General features: G+C 72.0%; 12 protein-coding genes. 8 read left to right on the top strand and 4 right to left on the bottom strand.

Translation table 11 applies throughout. From position 1 onward, the window contains the following. Positions 1 to 224 precede the first annotated feature (224 nt). The 4 genes from ABZ840_RS25400 (at position 225) to ABZ840_RS25385 (ending at position 7,557) form a co-directional block, all read left to right on the top strand. Positions 225 to 1,241 (top strand): hypothetical protein, encoded by a 1,017-nt coding sequence (locus tag ABZ840_RS25400; protein WP_361562557.1) that lies wholly within the window; start codon positions 225 to 227, stop codon positions 1,239 to 1,241. Beyond that, complete coding sequence (locus ABZ840_RS25395) at positions 1,238 to 4,084, top strand: stealth conserved region 3 domain-containing protein (RefSeq protein ID WP_361562556.1); 2,847 nt, start codon at positions 1,238 to 1,240, stop codon at positions 4,082 to 4,084. The genes ABZ840_RS25400 and ABZ840_RS25395 overlap by 4 nt, the downstream gene beginning before the upstream one ends. Beyond that, on the top strand, positions 4,081 to 5,067 hold the full coding sequence (galE, locus tag ABZ840_RS25390) for a UDP-glucose 4-epimerase GalE (RefSeq protein WP_361562555.1): 987 nt from the start codon (positions 4,081 to 4,083) through the stop codon (positions 5,065 to 5,067). The genes ABZ840_RS25395 and galE overlap by 4 nt, the downstream gene beginning before the upstream one ends. A 135-nt stretch (positions 5,068 to 5,202) precedes the next feature. After that, a complete protein-coding gene (locus ABZ840_RS25385) occupies positions 5,203 to 7,557 on the top strand; it encodes a bifunctional glycosyltransferase family 2 protein/CDP-glycerol:glycerophosphate glycerophosphotransferase (RefSeq protein WP_361562553.1) in 2,355 nt (784 codons plus the stop codon). 72 nt (positions 7,558 to 7,629) lie between these two features. Here the strand turns inward: ABZ840_RS25385 and ABZ840_RS25380 are convergent, their stop codons facing one another. Beyond that, entirely contained in the window at positions 7,630 to 8,301 is a 672-nt protein-coding gene (locus tag ABZ840_RS25380; protein WP_361562551.1) for a TetR/AcrR family transcriptional regulator, read from the bottom strand. Positions 8,302 to 8,457: 156 nt separating this feature from the next. Between ABZ840_RS25380 and ABZ840_RS25375 the strand changes: the two genes are divergently transcribed. Continuing rightward, on the top strand, positions 8,458 to 9,369 hold the full coding sequence (locus ABZ840_RS25375; protein WP_361562549.1) for an ABC transporter permease: 912 nt from the start codon (positions 8,458 to 8,460) through the stop codon (positions 9,367 to 9,369). A 16-nt stretch (positions 9,370 to 9,385) separates the two neighbouring features. Continuing rightward, entirely contained in the window at positions 9,386 to 10,183 is a 798-nt protein-coding gene (locus ABZ840_RS25370; protein WP_361562848.1) for an ABC transporter ATP-binding protein, read from the top strand. Between the two features lie 83 nt (positions 10,184 to 10,266). Here the strand turns inward: ABZ840_RS25370 and ABZ840_RS25365 are convergent, their stop codons facing one another. Further along, positions 10,267 to 15,231, bottom strand: a complete 4,965-nt coding sequence (locus ABZ840_RS25365; protein ID WP_361562547.1) for an NAD-glutamate dehydrogenase — start codon at positions 15,229 to 15,231, stop codon at positions 10,267 to 10,269. 482 nt (positions 15,232 to 15,713) lie between these two features. Between ABZ840_RS25365 and ABZ840_RS25360 the strand changes: the two genes are divergently transcribed. Then, positions 15,714 to 16,280 carry a DJ-1/PfpI family protein gene (locus ABZ840_RS25360; RefSeq protein ID WP_361562545.1) on the top strand — a complete coding sequence of 189 codons (567 nt, stop codon included), beginning with the start codon at positions 15,714 to 15,716 and terminating at the stop codon, positions 16,278 to 16,280. A 79-nt stretch (positions 16,281 to 16,359) separates the two neighbouring features. Here the strand turns inward: ABZ840_RS25360 and ABZ840_RS25355 are convergent, their stop codons facing one another. Then, the gene (locus tag ABZ840_RS25355) at positions 16,360 to 17,028 is read right to left on the bottom strand and encodes an HAD family hydrolase (protein ID WP_361562544.1); all 669 of its coding nucleotides are present in this window, start codon (positions 17,026 to 17,028) and stop codon (positions 16,360 to 16,362) included. A gap of 140 nt (positions 17,029 to 17,168) precedes the next feature. Next, positions 17,169 to 17,675: a hypothetical protein gene (locus ABZ840_RS25350; protein WP_361562543.1), complete on the bottom strand. Its 507-nt coding sequence runs from the start codon at positions 17,673 to 17,675 to the stop codon at positions 17,169 to 17,171. Positions 17,676 to 18,082: 407 nt separating this feature from the next. Here ABZ840_RS25350 and ABZ840_RS25345 point away from each other — a divergent pair, with 407 nt between their 5' ends. Then, on the top strand, positions 18,083 to 18,661 hold the full coding sequence (locus ABZ840_RS25345) for an Rv3235 family protein (protein WP_361562542.1): 579 nt from the start codon (positions 18,083 to 18,085) through the stop codon (positions 18,659 to 18,661). Positions 18,662 to 18,916: the final 255 nt, after the last annotated feature.

The following is an 18,916-nucleotide window of genomic DNA, read 5'->3' as shown; positions in this document are numbered from 1 at the left end:
GTGTCACTCCCTGCGGTCCGGTCATTTACCCCTATGGGCGTTTGATGCAACTATGACGCCGTACGTCCCGGTACACATCCGCTGTGCGTCCGGTCCCTGTGGGCGCCCGCCCCTCATAGGGGAGAACTTTCCTCAAGGGATGACTCGTCAGCGGACGAGAAGGATGCCCCGCCATGTGACCGACGGGCGCCGACCGCGCCCATCCGAAGGGAGCGCCGGCCGCCATGCACCAGGTCCTGCTGTCCCGGGCGGTGAAAGCCGGCCGCCGTGCCCGTCGCGCGGCGGCCGGCGTGCGCCGCCGCGTCGAACGCGTCGACACCGTGCCGGTGCTCGCCGCCCGGCTGCGCCCACGGCCCGTCCTGCGCCCCGTCCACCTCTCCGTGCTGGGCGGCCGTACCCTGAACGTCGCGGTCCGTTACCCCCGCCGCGCCGACGGAATCAGCACCGCACTGCTCCATCTGGACCACCACGGCCACCGCCGGACCGCCCCGCTGACCCCCGAGCCACAGCCCGACGGCACCCTGCTGCTCACCGCGACGGCCCCGCTCCGCTTCGCCCCGCACGACGGGCCCGCGGAGCCCGGCGTCCTCGCCCTCGGACCCGGCGTCTGGCGGCTCTCCCTCGCCGTGACCGACGCGACCGGCCGGGAGACGCTGGCCGACCTCCGTGCAGCGCCGCCGCGCACCGTGGCCGGGCCGACCCTCCCGCACTCCCCCGACCCCGGAAGCGGCGCCCTCTTCCGCCCCGTGCGCTCCGCCGACGGCCACGCCCTGCTCAAGGTCGCCCGCCCCGCCCCGCAGGCCGAACTGGTCGCGCTCGGCCTGCGCTGGGACCGCGTCACGGTGCGGGTCCGGCTGGTCGGGCCGCTGCCCCGGCACGCCGGCTGGACCGCCGAGGCGGTCCGCCAGGGCTCGGGCTCCACCGTGCTGCCCATGCCGCTGGAGCAGGGCGCGGGGCATCTCACCGCCGACCTCCCGCTGGCCGCGATGGCCGCCGACGGACACGTCCAGCACACCTGGGAGGTGCGGCTGCGGTCCGGGCGGACCCGGCTGAAGGTCGGCCGCCGGCTGACCGACGTACGCCACCCGAAGCGGGTCTTCCGTACGCCCTACCGCTCCATAGCGCTGGCGGACGGCCGGCTGCTGCGGGTGCACGCCCGGCTCTCGGCGGCCGGACACCTCACCGTCAGCTGCGCCGCGTACGCGGTGCCCGCCCACCAGCCCTCGGAGGACCGGCCATGAGAATCACGTTCCTGCTGACCCTCGGCGACGAGATGGGCGGCACGGAGATGGCCGCGTACACCCAGGCGGCCCACCTCGCGCCGCGCCACGACGTGTCGGTGCTGAGCGTCTTCCGCACCCGCTCCGAGCCGTTCTTCCCCGCCGGCCGGGACATCCGCCGCCGCTACCTGGTCGACCGGACCGGGCCGTACGAGCGGCCGGTGCGCCGCAGCGGCCTGGACGAGGCGGCCTGCCGCACCCTGGCCTCGCTGCCCAGCGAGCTGATCGAGCCCGCCTGGGAGCACACCTTCAACCGGCTCTCCGACGTCGAGCTGAGCGCCGCGCTCGCCGCCCTGGACACCGACGTGCTGGTCACCACCACGCCCGCGCTGATGGCCGCGGCCGCCGAGCTGGTGCAGGGCCCGGTGATCACCGTGCACCAGGAGCACCGCGCCTCCCAGCTGCGCGGCGTCAGCGGCGAGCCGCTGCTCCGGTACGCGCCGCGGATCGACGCGCTGGTCTCGCTGACCGAGCGGACCGCCGAGTGGTTCCGCGAGTCCCTCGGCCCGGCGGCGCCCGAGCTGCCCGTGATCCCGAACGCGGTGCCCGACGGCTACCGCCCGCGCTCCGACCTCGCGGGCCGCACGATCGTGGTGGCCGCCCGGATGACCCCGGAGAAGCAGCTCGATCACGCCGTACGGGCCTTCGCGCAGGTCGCGGAGGACCATCCGGACTGGCGGCTGCGGATCTTCGGCGACGGCCCGCAGGAGGTCAAGCTGCGGCAGCTGGTCGAGGGCCTGGCGCTGCACGACCGGGTCGAACTCCTCGGCCGTACGCGCGAGATGACGGAGGAGTGGGCGAAGGCCAGCCTGTGCCTGCTGCCGTCCCGCAACGAGGCCTTCCCACTGGTGCTGCTGGAGGTGTTCGCGGCCGGGGTGCCGGTCGTCGCGTACGACATCGTGACCGGACCCGCCGAGATCGTCCGGCACGGCGTGGACGGCCTCCTCGTGCCGCCCGGCGACGTGGACGCGCTGGCCGCCGCGCTCGGCGAACTGATGGGAGATCAGGAGCGGCTGGAGGCGTACGGGAGCGCCGCGCGCGCCGGGGTGTACGAGCGCTTCTCCGGCGAGCTGGTCACCGGCGAGTGGGAGCGGCTGTTCGAGAAGCTGGTGGACCGCCGGGACGCGCCGGACCGGCTCGCGGCCCGCGCCGACCGCACCGCGCTGCGCATCGCGGCGGGCGGCGGCCGGGCCTTCAGCGTGGCGGCCCCGCACGGCGGCCCGCTCGCGCCCTCCGCCGACGCGCAGAAGGCCCGCGAGGTGCTGCTGAAGGCCCAGGACCGCTCGGGCCGGCTGGTCCGCTCCGCCGGCCGGCTGGCGGAGCTGCGCGACGACCTCACCGCGCCGCAGGTCGCCGACCGCAACCTGGAGCTGGCCACGGACGCGCTGCGGGCCCACGGGATCGGCTACGTCCTGCTGCGGGACGAGGCGGTCGCGCACCGCGTCGCGGTGGCGGTCGAGGACCGGGAGCGGGCGCTGGCCGCGCTCGCCGAGGAGCTGCGCGGCGAGCCGGTCTACGGCGAACTGGTCTCGCCGCGCGGCCACGCCCCCGGCGCGCTGCTCGCCGAACGGCTGCGGGAGGCCGGCGAGATCGCGGGCGTACGCGTCTTCAAGCCGGTGACCAGCGAGAGCCGCACGCTGCGGTACGGCCCGGCGTTCGGCTGCACCGTGGAGTTCTGGGCGCCGGACGAGGAGGACGGCTGGCGCGAAGCGCCGCGCGGCACCACGCTGCTCGGCCCGCGCCTGCCGGACCTGGAGCCGACGGCCACCTGGCGGGTCGCGGGCCGGGACCACCCGACGCCCGCCGCCCTCGCCGACACCCTCATGTGGGACATCGACTTCCCCGTCGACGTCGTCTACACCTGGGTGGACGACGCCGACCCGGCGTGGCGGGAGCGGCGGGACGCGGCCCGGCGCGCGGCCGGCCTGCCCACCGACCACGTGGACAGCGGCGACGCCCGCTTCCGCAGCCGCGACGAACTGCGGCACTCGCTCCGCTCGCTGGCGATGTACGCGCCCTGGGTCCGCACCGTGCATCTCGTCACCGACGACCAGGTGCCCGACTGGCTGGACACCGCGCACCCCGGCCTGAAGGTGGTCGACCATCGCGAGCTGTTCGCCGACACCGCACAGCTGCCGACCTTCAACTCGCACGCCATCGAGAGCCAGCTGCACCGCATCGAGGGCCTGTCGGAGCAGTTCCTGTACTTCAACGACGACGTGTTCCTGGGCCGCCCGCTGCCGGCCTCGGCGTTCTTCCACAGCAACGGCACCGCGCGCTTCTTCCGCTCCCCCACGGCCGTGCCGCCCGGCGAGGTGACCGAGGACGACGAGGGCTACTTCGCCGCCGCCAAGAACAACCGGGCCCTGCTGAAGCGGGAGTTCGGCCGCGTCGCCACGCACAGCTTCCTGCACGCCCCGCACCCGCTGCGGCGCAGCGTCCTCGCGGAGATCGCCGACCGCTTCCCCGAGGAGGTGGCGGCGACCGCCGGCAGCCGCTTCCGGGCCCGTACGGATCTCTCCATCGCCTCGTCGCTGCACCACTACTACGGATATCTGACCGGTAAGTCGACGCCCGCGACCATTTCCTGCTCCTTCGTGAACGCCGGCCGCTACGACCACCACACTGTCCTCAGCCGCCTGCTGGCCTCCCGCAGCCACTCCGTCTTCTGCATCGGGGACTCGGCGGAGGCGGAGGTGCCGGCCGCGGAGCAGGACCGGGTGGTGCGTGCCTTCCTCGGCGCGTACTTCCCCGTACCGTCGCCGTACGAGCGCGGCGGAGCCGAGGAGAAGGAGCGAGCATGACCTGGCTGATCACCGGTGGCGCGGGGTACATCGGGGCGCACGTGGTGCGCGCCATGACGGGCGCGGGCGAGCGCGCGGTGGTGCTGGACGACCTGTCCACCGGCGTGGCGGAGCGGGTGCCCGAGGGCGTCCCGCTCGTCGTCGGGTCGACGCTGGACCGGCCGCTGCTGGACCGCACGATCGCGGAGCACGAGGTCTCCGGGGTGGTGCACCTGGCGGCGAAGAAGCAGGTCGCCGAGTCGGTGGAGCTGCCGCTGCTGTACTACCGGGAGAACGTGCACGGGCTCCAGACGCTGCTGGAGGCGGTCGCGGCGGGCGGCGTCGGCCGCTTCGTCCTCTCCTCCTCCGCCGCGGTCTACGGCATGCCCGACGTGGACCTGGTCACCGAGGACACCCCGTGCGTGCCGATGAGCCCGTACGGCGAGACCAAGCTGGCGGGCGAGTGGCTGACCCGGGCGGCGGGCCGGGCCCACGGCATCTCCACCGCCTGCCTGCGCTACTTCAACGTGGCGGGCGCCGCGGCCCCGGAGCTGGCCGACACCGGCGTCTTCAACATCGTCCCGATGGTCTTCGAGAAGCTCACCGAGGGCGCGGCGCCGCGCATCTTCGGCGACGACTACGACACCCCCGACGGCACCTGCGTCCGCGACTACATCCACGTCGAGGACCTGGCCGACGCGCACCTGGCGGCCGCCCGCAAGCTCGGCGAGCGCGGCCCGGTCCGCGACCTGACGGTCAACATCGGCCGCGGCGAGGGCGTTTCCGTACGCGAGATGGTCGATCTGATCGCGGAGGTCACCGGCCACCGGGACCGCCCGGCCGAGGTCACCGCGCGGCGCCCCGGCGACCCGGCGCGGGTGGTGGCGGCCGCCGACCGGATCGCCGCCGAGCTGGGCTGGAAGGCCCGGCACGACGTGCGCGACATGGTCGCTTCGGCATGGGCGGGCTGGCTGCTGCGGCACCCGGAGGCGAAGCGCGACTGAAACTTGTTCGTACTTTTAACGAACAAGCGCACAACCAACTCCTCGTCCCTTCCGTCTCACAGGTAGCGAAAAGGAACCGCATTTCGGGCGATTCCGCTTTCTGTGCTCGGTCCGATACGAGGAGTAGTTTCCGTAATGCCCGCACCTGGTGGCTCCGCCGCATCGCCTCGCTTCAGCATCGTCGTGCCGGTATTCAAGGTGCAGGGCTACCTCCGCGCCTGCCTGGACTCGGTGCTGGCCCAGACGTACGCCGACTTCGAGGTCGTCGCGGTGGACGACCGCTCGCCCGACGGCTCGGGGGCGATCCTGGACGAGTACGCGGCCCGTGACCCGCGCGTCGTCCCGCTGCACCTCCCCGAGAACAAGGGCATCGGCAACGCCCGCAACGAGGGCGTGGCGCACGCCCGCGGTGACTACCTCCTCTTCCTCGACAGCGACGACACGCTGCTGCCGGACGCGCTGGAGTCCATAGCCGCCCGGATCAAGGAGACCGAGGAACCGGACATCCTGGTCTACGACTACGCGCGCACCTTCTGGTGGGGCGAGGCCAAGCGCAACCGCGACGCCGAGGTGCTCTCCGCGCCCGGCCCCGAGGTCGGCACCATCGACGACCGGCCGGACCTGCTGCGTCTGTTCACCGTCGTGTGGAACAAGGCCTACCGACGCGACTTCTACCTCGCCGGCGGCTTCAGCTTCCCCGACGGCTTCTACGAGGACGCGGTCGTCGTCTACGAGTCGCTGTTCAGCGCCGAGCGCATCGCGCTGCTGGACCAGGTCTGCGTGCACTACCGCCAGCGCCGCCAGGGCAACGCGCTGCGCACCCCCAGCCGCGCGCACTTCGCCGCGTTCGCCACGTACGAGCGGCTGTTCGCGTTCATCGAGGAGCGGCCGGCGCTGCACCGCTGGCGCGCCTTCCTTTTCGAGCACATGATCGACCACTACCTCTTCATCCTGGCCCGCCCGGACCGCGTGCCGCACGCCGCGCGCCCGGAGTTCTTCCGGCTGGCGGCCCAGCACTACCGCCGCTACCGGCCCGCGGACTTCGTCCGCCCCAAGGGCGTGATGGGCGTCCAGTACGACGCGCTCGCCCGCGGCTCCTACGCCGCGTTCGCCGCCCTGAAGCTGGCCGCCAGGGGCCGCAAGAAGGCGGCGGGCCGCCTGAAGAAGGCCAAGCACACCCTCGGCAAGCAGGCGTACGCGCGCTTCTACCAGCTCCAGCTGCGCCGCCCGCTGGACCCGCACCTCGCCGTCTACTCCGCGTACTGGAACCGCACCCCCGCCTGCAATCCGCTCGCGATCTACGAGAAGGCCAAGGAGCTGGCGCCGCAGGTGCACGGCGTGTGGGTGATCAAGCAGGGCATGGAGGAGACCCTCCCCGAGGGCGTCGACCACGTGATCGTGGGCTCGCCGCGCTACTGGGAGGTGATGGCCCGCGCCACGTACCTCGTCAACAACGTCAACTTCGCCGACGCGGTCGTGAAGCGCCCCGGGCAGATCCACCTCCAGACCCACCACGGCACCCCGCTCAAGCGGATGGGCATCGACCAGCAGCAGTACCCGGCGGCCGCCAAGGGCATGTCCATGCGCAAGCTGCTGCAGCGCGCGGACCGCTGGGACTTCAGTGTCTCCTCGAACCAGCACACCACCGAGCAGTGGGAGCGGGTCTACCCCTGCGCCTTCCAGTCGCTGGACACCGGATACCCGCGCAACGACGTGTACTACCGGGCGACCGCCGAGGACGTGCTGGAGATCCGCGAGCGCCTCGGCATCGCGCCGGGCCGCACCGCCGTCCTGTACGCGCCGACCGTCCGCGACTACCAGAACGGCTACATCCCGCGGATGGACCTGGAGCGCGTCACCCGTGAGCTGGGCCCGGACGTGGTGCTGCTGGTGCGCACCCACTACTTCTACGGCGAGAACGACCGGCTGGCCGAGCTCCAGGAGCAGGGCCTGCTGATCGACGTCTCGCGCCACCCGTCGGTCGAGGAGCTGTGCCTGGCCGCCGACGCGCTGGTCACGGACTACTCGTCGATCATGTTCGACTACGCCAACCTCGACCGCCCGATCATCACCTACGCGGACGACTGGGACGTGTACGTGAAGTCCCGCGGCGTCACCTTCGACCTGCTGTCCGGCGAGCCGGGCGACACCCCGGGCACCGTCGCCACCAGCGAGGACGAGCTGATCGCCGCCTTCCGGGACGGCACCTGGAACGGCGCCGAGGCCGCGGCCCGCCGCGCCGCGTTCCGCGCCCGCTTCTGCCAGTGGGACGACGGCCACGCGGCCGAGCGCGTGGTCCGCCGGGTCTTCCTGGGCCAGGAGGAGACCCCGTCCGTCCTGCCGCTCGACGAGCGCACGGTCGCACCGACGCCGCGCGAGGCGGCGGCGACCGGCTCGGGCGTGGCCACGCTGCCGGTGCAGACCGGCACGGTCGTCACCGACAACCCGGGCGCCGACGCCACCCCGTCCGACATGGGCCTGGCGGGCTGACAAGCGGTCCCGCGCCCCGTCAGGGGCGCGGGGAACTGCGCGACCGGCCACAGACGGCCCGCAGCCGACGAACTACTCCCCCGCGGAGCGCGGACGCGCGCCGAGCGCCGTCGCCACCGCCGCCGCCAGCTCGTCCAGGTACCCCTTGGGCAGGTCGCCACGGAGGACGACCACCCGCCAGTACAGCGGCCCGGTGATCAGATCGAGGGCGAGACGTACGTCGACGCCCTCCGGCAGCTCGCCGCGCGACACCGCCCGCCCCACCATCGCCCGCGTCATCGACTCCTGTGAGTCGTGCAACGCGCTCCGCAGCGCCTCGGCGATCTCCGGGCTGCGCGCCGCCTCCGCCAGCAGGTCCGGGATGATCTGCGCGGCCATCGGATGGCGCAGCGCCCGGGACGCCACCTCCAGCAGCATCCGTACGTCACCGCGCAGCGTGCCGGTGTCCGGCACCGGCATGCCCTCGGCGGCCAGCGCGGTGACCACGTCCAGGACGAGGTGCAGCTTGGAGCGCCAGCGGCGGTACACGGCGGTCTTGCCGACCCCCGCGCGCCGCGCGATGCCCTCGATCGACATCCGGCCGAACCCGACGGCCGCCAGCTCCGCGAAGACCGCTGCCCGAATGGCGGCGGTCTTCTCCTCGCGCAGCACGGCGGCGCCGGCCGGCGCCCGGCGGGCCGACGGCGCAGGCCGGCCCGGCGGTACCTGAGGTGCCGCTTCGGTCGGTGCTGGGTCCTTTGCCATGGAGGGAGCATAGCGTCGCGACGGGACGGTTGCGTTTCGACGTACGCGCGCCCTACTCTCGGGTTGCGACGATACGGAGCCGTCTCGTCGTGAGTTCCTCAGCCTCGCGGTGCCACCAGCCTCGCAGCGCCCGCGTCCACGCACGAAAGCGGACTGATGTCTCAGACCCTCACGCGTCCGGTTCCCGCCGCCCCGCCGGACTCCGATCCGCGCGCCCTCGCCGAGCGGTACGGCCTCTCCGTCAGCGGCCGCCGCCCGTCGCTCCCCTCGTACGTCCGGCAGCTGTGGCAGCGGCGCCACTTCATCTCGGCGTTCTCCAGCGCCAAGCTGACCGCCCAGTACAGCCAGGCCAAGCTGGGCCAGCTGTGGCAGGTCGTGACGCCGCTGCTCAACGCGCTGGTCTACTACCTGATCTTCGGCCTGCTGCTGGGGACGAACCGGGGCGTGGACGACTACATCCCGTTCCTGGTCACCGGCGTCTTCATCTTCACCTTCACGCAGAGCTCGGTACTCGCCGGCACCCGCGCGATCTCCGGCAACCTCGGCCTGGTCCGCGCGCTGCACTTCCCCCGCGCCTGCCTGCCGATCTCGTTCTGCCTCATGCAGCTGAAGCAGCTGCTGTTCTCCATGGGCGTGCTGGTCGTCATCGTGCTGGCGTTCGGGATCGTGCCCGGCTGGTCGTGGCTGCTGGCGATCCCGGCGCTGTGTCTGCAGTTCGTCTTCAACACCGGGCTGGCCATGATCATGGCGCGGCTGGGCAGCAAGACCCCCGACCTGGCGCAGCTGATGCCCTTCATCCTGCGCACGTGGATGTACGCGTCCGGCGTGATGTACAGCATCAGCCACGTGACCCAGGGCAAGAACATCCCCGGCTTCGTGCACTTCCTGCTGGACGTGAACCCGGCCGCGGTCTACATCGACCTGATGCGCTTCGCGCTCATCGACTCGTTCCACGCCGACAAGCTGCCGCCCCACGTGTGGCCGCTGGCGCTGGGCTGGGCCGTCGTCATGGGCATCGTGGGTTTCGTGTACTTCTGGAAGGCGGAGGAGCGGTACGGCCGTGGCTGAGCAGCAGAGCACCGATCTGGAGCAGCCGGCGGTGGAGGCCACCGCGGCCGCCGAGGAGCGCATTCCCACCGTCATCGCCGATGACCTGCACATCGTCTACCGCGTCTACGGCACGGGCGCGGGCCGGGGCAGTGCCACCGCGGCGCTGAACCGGATCGTGCGCCGCAAGCCCTCCACCGGCGTGCGGGAGGTGCACGCGGTCAAGGGCGTGTCCTTCACCGCCTACCGGGGCGAGTCGATCGGGCTGATCGGCACCAACGGGTCGGGCAAGTCCACCCTGCTCAAGGCGGTGGCCGGACTGCTGCCGGCCGAGCGGGGCCATGTCTACACCCACGGCCAGCCCTCGCTGCTGGGCGTGAACGCGGCGCTGATGAACGACCTGACCGGCGAGCGCAACGTGATCCTGGGCGGCCTGGCCATGGGCATGTCCCGGGACCAGGTCCGCGAGCGGTACCAGAGCATCGTCGACTTCTCCGGCATCAACGAAAAGGGCGACTTCATCTCCCTGCCGATGCGGACCTACTCCTCCGGGATGGCTGCCCGCCTGCGGTTCTCCATCGCCGCGGCCAAGGACCACGACGTCCTGATGATCGACGAGGCCCTCGCCACCGGCGACCGGAAGTTCCAGAAGCGCTCCGAGGCCCGCATCCGCGAGCTGCGCAAGGAGGCCGGCACGGTCTTCCTGGTCAGCCACAACAACAAGTCCATCCGGGACACCTGCGACCGGGTGCTGTGGCTGGAGAAGGGCGAGCTCCTCATGGACGGCCCCACCGCCGACGTCCTGAAGGAGTACGAGGCCTTCACCAAGAAGTAGCCGGCGGCAGCACGAAAACCGCGAAGAACGGGGAGGGCCCCGGAGCACATGCTCCGGGGCCCTCCCCGTTCGGCGTCAGCGGCTCAGCCGTGCTGGCGCAGCAGCGTCCGCATCGTGCGCATGGCGACCGAGAGGTTGGCCAGGTCGAAGGCGTCCGACCCCTCGATCTCCTCCAGCGTGGCCCGCGCCCGGCCCAGGATCGCGGCGTTCTTCTCCTCCCACGCCTTGAAGCGCTGCTCCGGCGTGGCGCTGCCGTTGCCCGCCGAGAGGACGTCGGCGGTCAGCGCGGCGTGCGCGGCGAACAGGTCCTCGCGGATGGCGGCCCGGGCCATGGACTGCCAGCGGTCGTTGCGCGGCAGCTCCAGGATGCGGTCCAGGAGCTGGTTGATCCGCAGCCGGTCGCCCAGGTCGTAGTAGACCTCGGCGACGTCCAGCGGTTCCTTGCCGGTGCGGTCGGCGATGGCCACGATGTCCAGCGCGGGGAAGGCCGACGAGAACCCGGCCACCCGGTGCGCCAGCTCCTCCGGCACGCCCGCCTCGGTGAGCTGCCCGAAGATCGACTGGTACCACTCCATGTCGCTGCCGCGCAGCAGCTTGGGCAGCTCGGCCCAGACCGCGGCGACCCGGTCCCGGAAGAAGTCGATGGTGCCGGACAGCTCCAGCGGCTGCGGGCGGTTGTTGAGCAGCCAGCGGGTGCCGCGCTCGACCAGCCGCCGGGAGTGCAGCCGGATGCGGGTCTGCACCTCGGCCGGCACCTTGTTGTCCAGCGCCTCGACGTCGTCCCAGACCCGGCCCAGGTCGAAGATCGCGCGGGCCGCGGTGTGCGCCCGGACGACCTCTTCCAGGGAGGCGCCGGTCTCCTCCTGCATACGGTGCAGGAAGCTCGTGCCACCGCTGTTGACCGTGTCGTTGACCAGCACCGTCGTGGTGATCTCACGGTGCAGGGCGTGGTGGTCGACCTGCTCCGGGAAGCGCTCGCGCAGCGCGGACGGGAAGTACGCGTGCAGCAGGTGCCGGAAGTACGGGTCGTCCGGGAGCTCGGTCTTGATCAGCGCGTCGGCCACCGTGATCTTGGTGTACGCCAGCAGGACCGCGGTCTCCGGCTGCGTCAGGCCGCGGCCGTTGTTCAGCCGCTCCCGGATCTGCCGGTCGGAGGGCAGGAACTCCAGCGCCCGGTCCAGGTGCCCGTCGCGCACCAGCCGGCGGAGGAACCGCTGCTGGGCGTGGAGCATGCTGGAGGACTGGGCGATGGCCAGCGACAGGGCGACGTTCTGCGCGTAGTTGTTGCGCAGCACCAGCGAGCCGACCTCGTCGGTCATCTCGGCGAGCAGCTTGTTGCGCTGCTTGACCGTCATGTCGCCGTCGGCCACCACGGAGTTCAGCAGGATCTTGATGTTCACCTCGTGGTCAGAGGTGTCCACGCCGGCGCTGTTGTCGATCGCGTCGGTGTTGATCCGGCCGCCGTTCTGGGCGTACTCGATGCGGCCGAGCTGGGTCAGGCCCAGGTTGCCGCCCTCGCCCACGACCTTGACCCGCAGGTCCTGACCGTCGACCCGGATCGCGTCGTTCGACTTGTCGCCGACGTCCGCGTTCGACTCGGTCGAGGCCTTCACGTACGTCCCGATGCCGCCGTTCCACAGCAGGTCCACCGGCGCCTGGAAGATGGCCTTCATCAGGTCGGCCGGCGTCATCTTCGTGACGCCCGACTCGATGCCCAGCGCGGCACGGACGTGCTGGTTGATCGGGATGGACTTGGCCGTACGCGGGTGGATGCCGCCGCCCTGGGACAGCAGCTCCTTGTTGTAGTCCGCCCACGAGGAACGGGGCAGCTCGAACAGCCGGCGGCGCTCGGCGTACGAGGTGGCCGCGTCCGGGTTCGGGTCGAGGAAGATGTGCCGGTGATCGAATGCGGCCACCAGCCGGATGTGCTCGGAGAGCAGCATGCCGTTGCCGAACACGTCACCGGACATGTCACCGACGCCGACGACCGTGAAGTCCTCGGTCTGGGTGTCCGTGCCCAGCTCCCGGAAGTGGCGCTTGACCGACTCCCAGGCACCGCGCGCGGTGATGCCCATGCCCTTGTGGTCGTAGCCCGCCGAACCGCCGGAGGCGAAGGCGTCGCCCAGCCAGAAGCCGTAGGACTCGGCGACCTCGTTCGCGATGTCGGAGAACTTCGCGGTGCCCTTGTCGGCCGCGACGACCAGGTAGGTGTCGTCGCCGTCGTGCCGGACCACGTCCTCCGGGTGCACGACCTCACCGCCGACGAGGTTGTCGGTGATGTCCAGCAGACCGGAGATGAAGGTCTTGTACGAGGCGATGCCCTCGGCCAGCCACGCGTCCCGGTCCACGGCCGGGTCCGGCAGCTGCTTGCCGACGAAGCCGCCCTTCGCGCCGACCGGCACGATGACGGTGTTCTTGACCATCTGCGCCTTGACCAGGCCGAGGATCTCCGTACGGAAGTCCTCCCGCCGGTCCGACCAGCGCAGACCACCGCGCGCCACCTTGCCGAAGCGCAGGTGGACGCCCTCGACGCGCGGCGAGTACACCCAGATCTCGAACGCCGGGCGGGGCGCCGGCAGGTCCGGGATGGCCTGCGGGTCCAGCTTCAGCGACAGGTAGGAGTGCGGCTCGCCGTTGCTGTCCTTCTGGAAGTGGTTGGTGCGCAGCGTCGCCTTGATGACGGTGAGGAACGACCGCAGGATGCGGTCCTCGTCCAGCGAGGCCACCTGGTCCAGCGCGCCGTCCAGCTCCTCCAGCAGCCCGTCGATCAGCTCCGTGCCGGCCCGCTGCCGGGCCGGGGCCATCCGCGCCTCGAAGAGGTGGACCAGCAGCCGGGTGGTGTGGACGTTGTAGGAGAGGGTGTCCTCCATGTACGTCTGGCTGAAGGTCGAGCCGGCCTGCCGCAGGTACTTCGCGTACGCGCGCAGCACCATCGCCTGCCGCCAGTCCAGGCCCGCGCCCAGCACCAGCTTGTTGAAGTTGTCGCTCTCCGCGCGGCCCGTCCACACCGCCGTGAAGGCGTCCTGGAAGCGCTCGCGGTAGTCGTCGCCGTTCGGCCGCTCCGGCATCCGCAGGCCGAAGTCGTAGATCCAGGAGCTGGACCGGTCCTGGCAGCGCAGCTCGTGCGGCCGCTCGTCGACCACCTCGACGCCGAGGCGGTTCAGCAGCGGCAGCACCTTGGACAGCGAGACCGGGTCGCCGGTGCGGTAGATCTTGAAGCGGCGCTCGCCGGGGCCGGCGCCGACCGGCTCGTACAGGCTGACCTCGAAGTTCCGGCCCTCCTCTGCGGTGCGCAGCTTCTCCAGGTGCTGGAGGTCGGCGACCGCGGCGCGCGGGGAGTTGTCGGCCTTGTAGCCCTCGGGGAAGGCGTGCGCGTACCGGCGCAGCAGCTCGGCCGCGCGCTCCTCGCCGCACTCGGCGTTCAGCGCCTCGGCGAAGCCGTCCTCCCAGGAGCGGGCCGCCTCGACCAGCCGCGCCTCGATGCGGTCCGCGTCGGCGTCGGTGAGGTCGGGCAGCGAGGCGCCCGGCGCGACCCGGATGACGAAGTGCAGCCGGGAGAGGATGGACTCGGTGTTCCAGGCCGTGAAGTCGACGCTGGTGCCGCCCAGCTCCTCCTTGAGGATGTCGATCAGGCGCAGCCGGACGCCGGTGGTGTAGCGGTCCCGCGGGAGGTAGACCAGCGCGGAGTAGTAGCGCCCGTACTCGTCCTGGCGCAGGTACAGCCGCAGCCGGCGGCGCTCCTGGAGGTAGAGCACGCTGGTGGCGATGGCGCGCAGCTGGTCGACCGGGGTCTGGAACAGCTCGTCGCGCGGGTAGGTCTCCAGGATCTGGAGCAGGTCGCGGCCGTCGTGGCTGTTGGGCGAGAAGCCGGCGCCCTCCAGCACCTCGGTGACCTTGCGGCGGATGACCGGCACGCGGCGGACCGACTCGGTGTACGCGGCGGACGAGAACAGGCCGAGGAAGCGGCGCTCACCGACGACGTTCCCCTCCGCGTCGAACTTCTTCACGCCGACGTAGTCGAGGTAGCTCGGCCGGTGCACGGTCGCACGGCTGTTCGCCTTCGTCAGGATCAGCAGCTTGTGCTCGCGGGCCTTCTTGCGGGCGTCCTTGGGGAGCCGGTTGAAGGACGGGGAGACGGGGTGGCCCTCGTCGTCCTCGTGGTGCTGCGGGTCCGAGCGCAGGATGCCCAGGCCGGTGCCGGGCACCGCGGTGAGCACGTCCTCGTCGCCGTCGGCCTCGCCGGGCGCCGAGGTCAGCTCGTACTCGCGGTAGCCGAGGAAGGTGAAGTGGTCGGCGGCCAGCCAGCGCAGCAGCTCGCGGGCCTCCTCCACCTCACGGTCGCGCAGGTCGTCGGCGGTGGGCTCGGCGGGCAGCTCGTCCGCGATGCGCAGCGCGGAGTCGCGCATCTTCTCCCAGTCCTCGACGGCCTCGCGCACGTCGTTGAGGACCCGCACCAGATCGGCGGTGATCTGCTTGAGGTCCTCGCGGTCGGTCTCCCGGTCGATCTCGACGTGGATCCAGGACTCCACGAAGGCGTCGTGCGGCAGCTCGGCGCCCTTGTCCTTGCCGGGCGTGCCGTGCGCCTCGTCCTCGGCGTCCAGGACCTCGATCAGCTTGCCGGTGACGTCACGCCGGACGACGACCTGCGGGTGGATCACGACATGGATGCCGCGCCCCTGCCGCGACAGCTCGTTCGTCACGGAGTCCACGAGGAAGGGCATGTCATCGGTCACGACCTCGACGACGGAGTGGCTGCAGGTCCAGCCGTTCTCCTCGACGGTCGGGGTGTGCACTCTGACGTTCGCCGTGCCCTGCGGCCGGTTGCCCGCGAGGCGGTAGTGCGAGAGCGCCGCGCCGAAGATGTCGACCGGGTCCCGCCCGGTGAGGTCCTCCGGGGCGGTGTGCAGGTAGTAACGCTGGAGGTATCCACTGAGGGTGTCCGGGTCCAGGCCCGGTACCGGTGACTGCCCTCCCGCCGGCCCGCTCTCAGCGACCCTGGCGGCCTTCGTGAGCAGCTCGGTCTTGGCTTCGTCCAGCTTGGTCTGCATGTCCTCTGGCTCCTGTCGCGCGCCGTTGCGTGACGTTGTGGAAATGAGTGGAAACGGCATGACGCCGGACCGGCGCATCACGGAACCCCGGGATGGACCCGGGATCGTGTCCGGTCGGATTCGACGCTATGCCGCGATGAGGGGCGACCGGGGCGGAATTGGCCAGATTTGACATTCCTGGCACCTGGTCGACACAGGAATGATCAACGGCCGCCCGGGCACCGTCGTGTCCCGGGCGCGGGGCAGGGGCCTCGACGCCCCCGCGGGTTATCGCGCTGATCACGCTGCCAGGCTATCGCTCCTGGCCCGGTGGTCGTCATGGGCCTTGTGTGTACAAAACCACACTCAGTTCTTTGCCGGTATGGACAGAGACGTACCTCGTCCGGTCTCACTCGGGCGTCCGCAGGGGGTCTTGGCAAGCGCTGCCGACCGGAGGACCTTGAGCGGTACGGAGTCGGACGCGAGCCGCGCGGAGGTACGCCATGGCAGCCAGAATCCTGATCGTGACCGGGGACGCGGCGGAATCCCTGGAGGTTCTGTACCCCTACCAGCGGCTCCGCGAGGAGGGCTACGACGTCCATATCGCCGCCCCGGCCCGCAAGACGCTGCGGTTCGTCGTCCACGACTTCGAACCTGGGTTCGATACGTACACCGAGAAGCCCGGCTACACCTGGCCGGCGGACCTGGCGTTCTCCGAAGTCGACCCGGGCAGTTACGCCGCTCTGGTGATCCCCGGCGGCCGGGCCCCCGAATACCTGCGCAACGACGCCGAGCTGCGCAAGGTCGTCAAGGCCTTCTTCGACGCCGACAAGCCGGTCGCCCAGATCTGCCACGGCCCCCTGCTCACGGCGGCGATCGGCCGCCTGAACGGCCGCCGGGTCACCTCCTATCCCGCGCTGGAGATGGACATGCAGGCCGCGGGCGCCGGCTACCGCGACGCCGAGGTCGTCGTCGACGGCACCCTGGTCTCCTCCCGCGCCTGGCCCGACCACGCCGGCTGGATGCGCGAATTCCTGAAGGTCCTGCGGGCCAAGGCACCGGCGGGGTGAGGGAGGGGCGGCCCGCGGTGGTGCGGCGGGCCCGGAGCGCCGGGCGCCCCGGCGCTCCGAGGTCAGGTCCGTGCGGCCCTCAGAGGGCCAGGCGCTCCGCCGTCAGGACGGCCTCGGCCAGGCTGTCGACGACCGGCACACCGGCCTCCAGGAGGCTCGTCCGGCTGTGCGAGCCGCCCGTGTAGAGCACCGCGTGCGCCCCCGCGTACCGGGCCGCCAGCGCGTCGTCCACGGCGTCACCGATGACGACCGTACGGCCGGGATCGACCCGCGCGCTCTCCAGCGCCGCGAGGTGCCGCACCATGTGCTCGCTCTTGCCGCCGCCGGACGGCCCGGTCCGGCCGTCCACCCGTATGAAGTGCGCCTCGATGCCGAAGTCGCGCACGAGCGGCAGCAGCTCCTCGTGGCCGTACATGCTCAGGATCGACTGGCTGCGCCCTGCCGCGCCCCAGCTCTCCAGCAGCGTCTCCACGCCCTCGGCGAGCGCGCACGCCGCCCGCTGGAGGGTGTAGTGCCGGTGGAACGCCTCGTCCATGACCGCCCACTCGGCATCGGTCGGCAGCCGCCCCATCAGCCGCTCGTAGAACCGCGGGACCGGCACGCAGTACAGCTCGCGGTAACGCTCCAGGGTGATCGGAGGCAGGCCGATCTCACCGAACGCGGCGTTGGTCGCCCCGATCACGGCGTCGATGTCGTGAAAGAGCGTGCCGTTCCAGTCCCAGACGATGTGCGTCGCGTGCTTCCCCATGCGAAAAAGGTACCCGCGCCCACCGACAATCCGGCCGCCCGCGCCCATAACCGCAGGTCAGGCCCATAGGGGGCTCAGGAGATAAGGCGGGCTACGGCATCGCGCGACCGCCCCGCTCCGACCCGGGTCCGAGCCCGCCGTCAGCCGATCAGGTTCGGAATCTCCTGCACACCGAACCACATCAGCTCGTGGTCCTCGGCCCCGTCCACGGTGAACTGCGCGTCGTCGTCGCCCTGGTCCGCCGCGCCCAGTGCCGCGGCCGCGGCGGTGACGTCCGGCTCCGCGTCGTCCGAGTCGACATGCACGGCGGCCGCCTTCTTCATCGGCACCGGCCCGACCACCCGCACGACGCCCAGCGCCGACTTGTCCAGCCCCCGGTCCGGGTCCACGGACGCGGCACCGTCGGCGACGTCGACGGCCACCACGACGCGCCGCCTGGCGGCGCCGGGGTCGGTGGCCAGCAGCCGCAGCGAGGCCTGAGCGGCCCGGTTCAGCGCGGCGTACTCCAGCTCCTCGATGTCGTCGGAGACGTACCACTCGCGCAGCGCGGGCGTGACGGCGTAGGCCTCCAGCGGGCCGGAGCCCACCTCACCCGCCTTGTACGCCTCTGCGAGACCGGAGAGGGTCAGGGGGACGTAGACACGCATGGCCGCCGCTTTCGTATCGGACTGCTGGGACTGGTCGCTCTGATCGGGCGCAGGCAGCCAGCATACGGGCGCGGGTCCCCCTTCGTGCCGCCGGTACGGCCCGGGGACGGTCCGCCGGACACCCCGCCCGACACCGCCCTCGGCCGGGCCGCGCACCGCCCATCACCCTGATAGGTGAATCTTCCGGCCCCCTCCGTCGCACGCACGACCGCCTTGCCGCCCCTCCGAGCACCTCGGTAGAAGAGCCCCACGCAAAAGCTACTGCCCGGTACCGATACCCAACGGGAACGGGCGAAACGGGGGCCACGATGATCACGACCACGCCAACCGCCACAACCACGTCACAGCCCGAAACACCACCCGCCTCGGCGTCGGCGTCGGCGGCTTCGGTTTCTTCGGCGTCGGCGTTGGCTGCCGCAGCCTCACGCGCCGCCGCGGCCTCTACCGCAGCCGCCCCACCAGCGTCCCGCCCCGGCACCCCGGGCCGTACCGACGGAACGTCCCGTGCGGGCGGCGCCCCGAGCCGTCCCGGGGGGCGCCGCGACAGCCGCCGCCCCGGCGACCGCACGGCTCCGAGCGGCCCCCGTACGCCGGGTGGCCCGCGCGTCGACGCCCGCCGTCGGGCGGCGGAGCGGCAGCCGCACCGCTGGTTCGCCGATCAGCTCGTCCTCACCCTGAGCGGCCGGCGGCCCGTCCACGCGCTGCTGGGCCACGCCCTGCCCGCCGCCTACGACCGGCTCGCGGAACTCGCCCCGCAGGCCCCGCTGCGCCCCGTAGGGCCGTACGGTCACGCTCCGGAGCCCCGGGTCCGCGACTGCGGCGTGTACTCCCCGCGGCGCGGCGTCATCGAGGCCTTCGCCCGGATCACCGCAGGCGAACGCGTACGCGCCCTCGCCTTCCGCCTCGAACGCGGCGACGACGCCCGCTGGCGCTGCGCCGCCCTGGACATCGGCCCCTCAACGGCCGTCTGGAGCCGCACCACCTGAACCGCCACCGGCCTTGCCACCGGCCCCGACCCGGGCCCGGCCCCGAGCCTGAGGCCCCGGAGCAACCGGACCCCCGGCACACTCGCCGCTCCGGCCACCCGAGCCCGCAAGAGCCCGGGTGGCCGTCCCACGACAAAGCCGGGGCCCCGCAGCACTCGCTCAAGCCGTTGCGGGAGGCCGCGGGGTACGGAGGTGCGGGTGGTCCGGGGCGTGCGGGGGCGGGTGCTCCGTGTGCCGATCTGGTGGCGGTGGCCC

The sequence above is a fragment of the Streptomyces sp. NPDC047117 genome (genome assembly GCF_040643545.1).
Taxonomy (GTDB): domain Bacteria; phylum Actinomycetota; class Actinomycetes; order Streptomycetales; family Streptomycetaceae; genus Streptomyces.
Note: the sequence above shows the minus strand (reverse complement) of the source record. Positions and strands in the feature narration are given on the sequence as shown.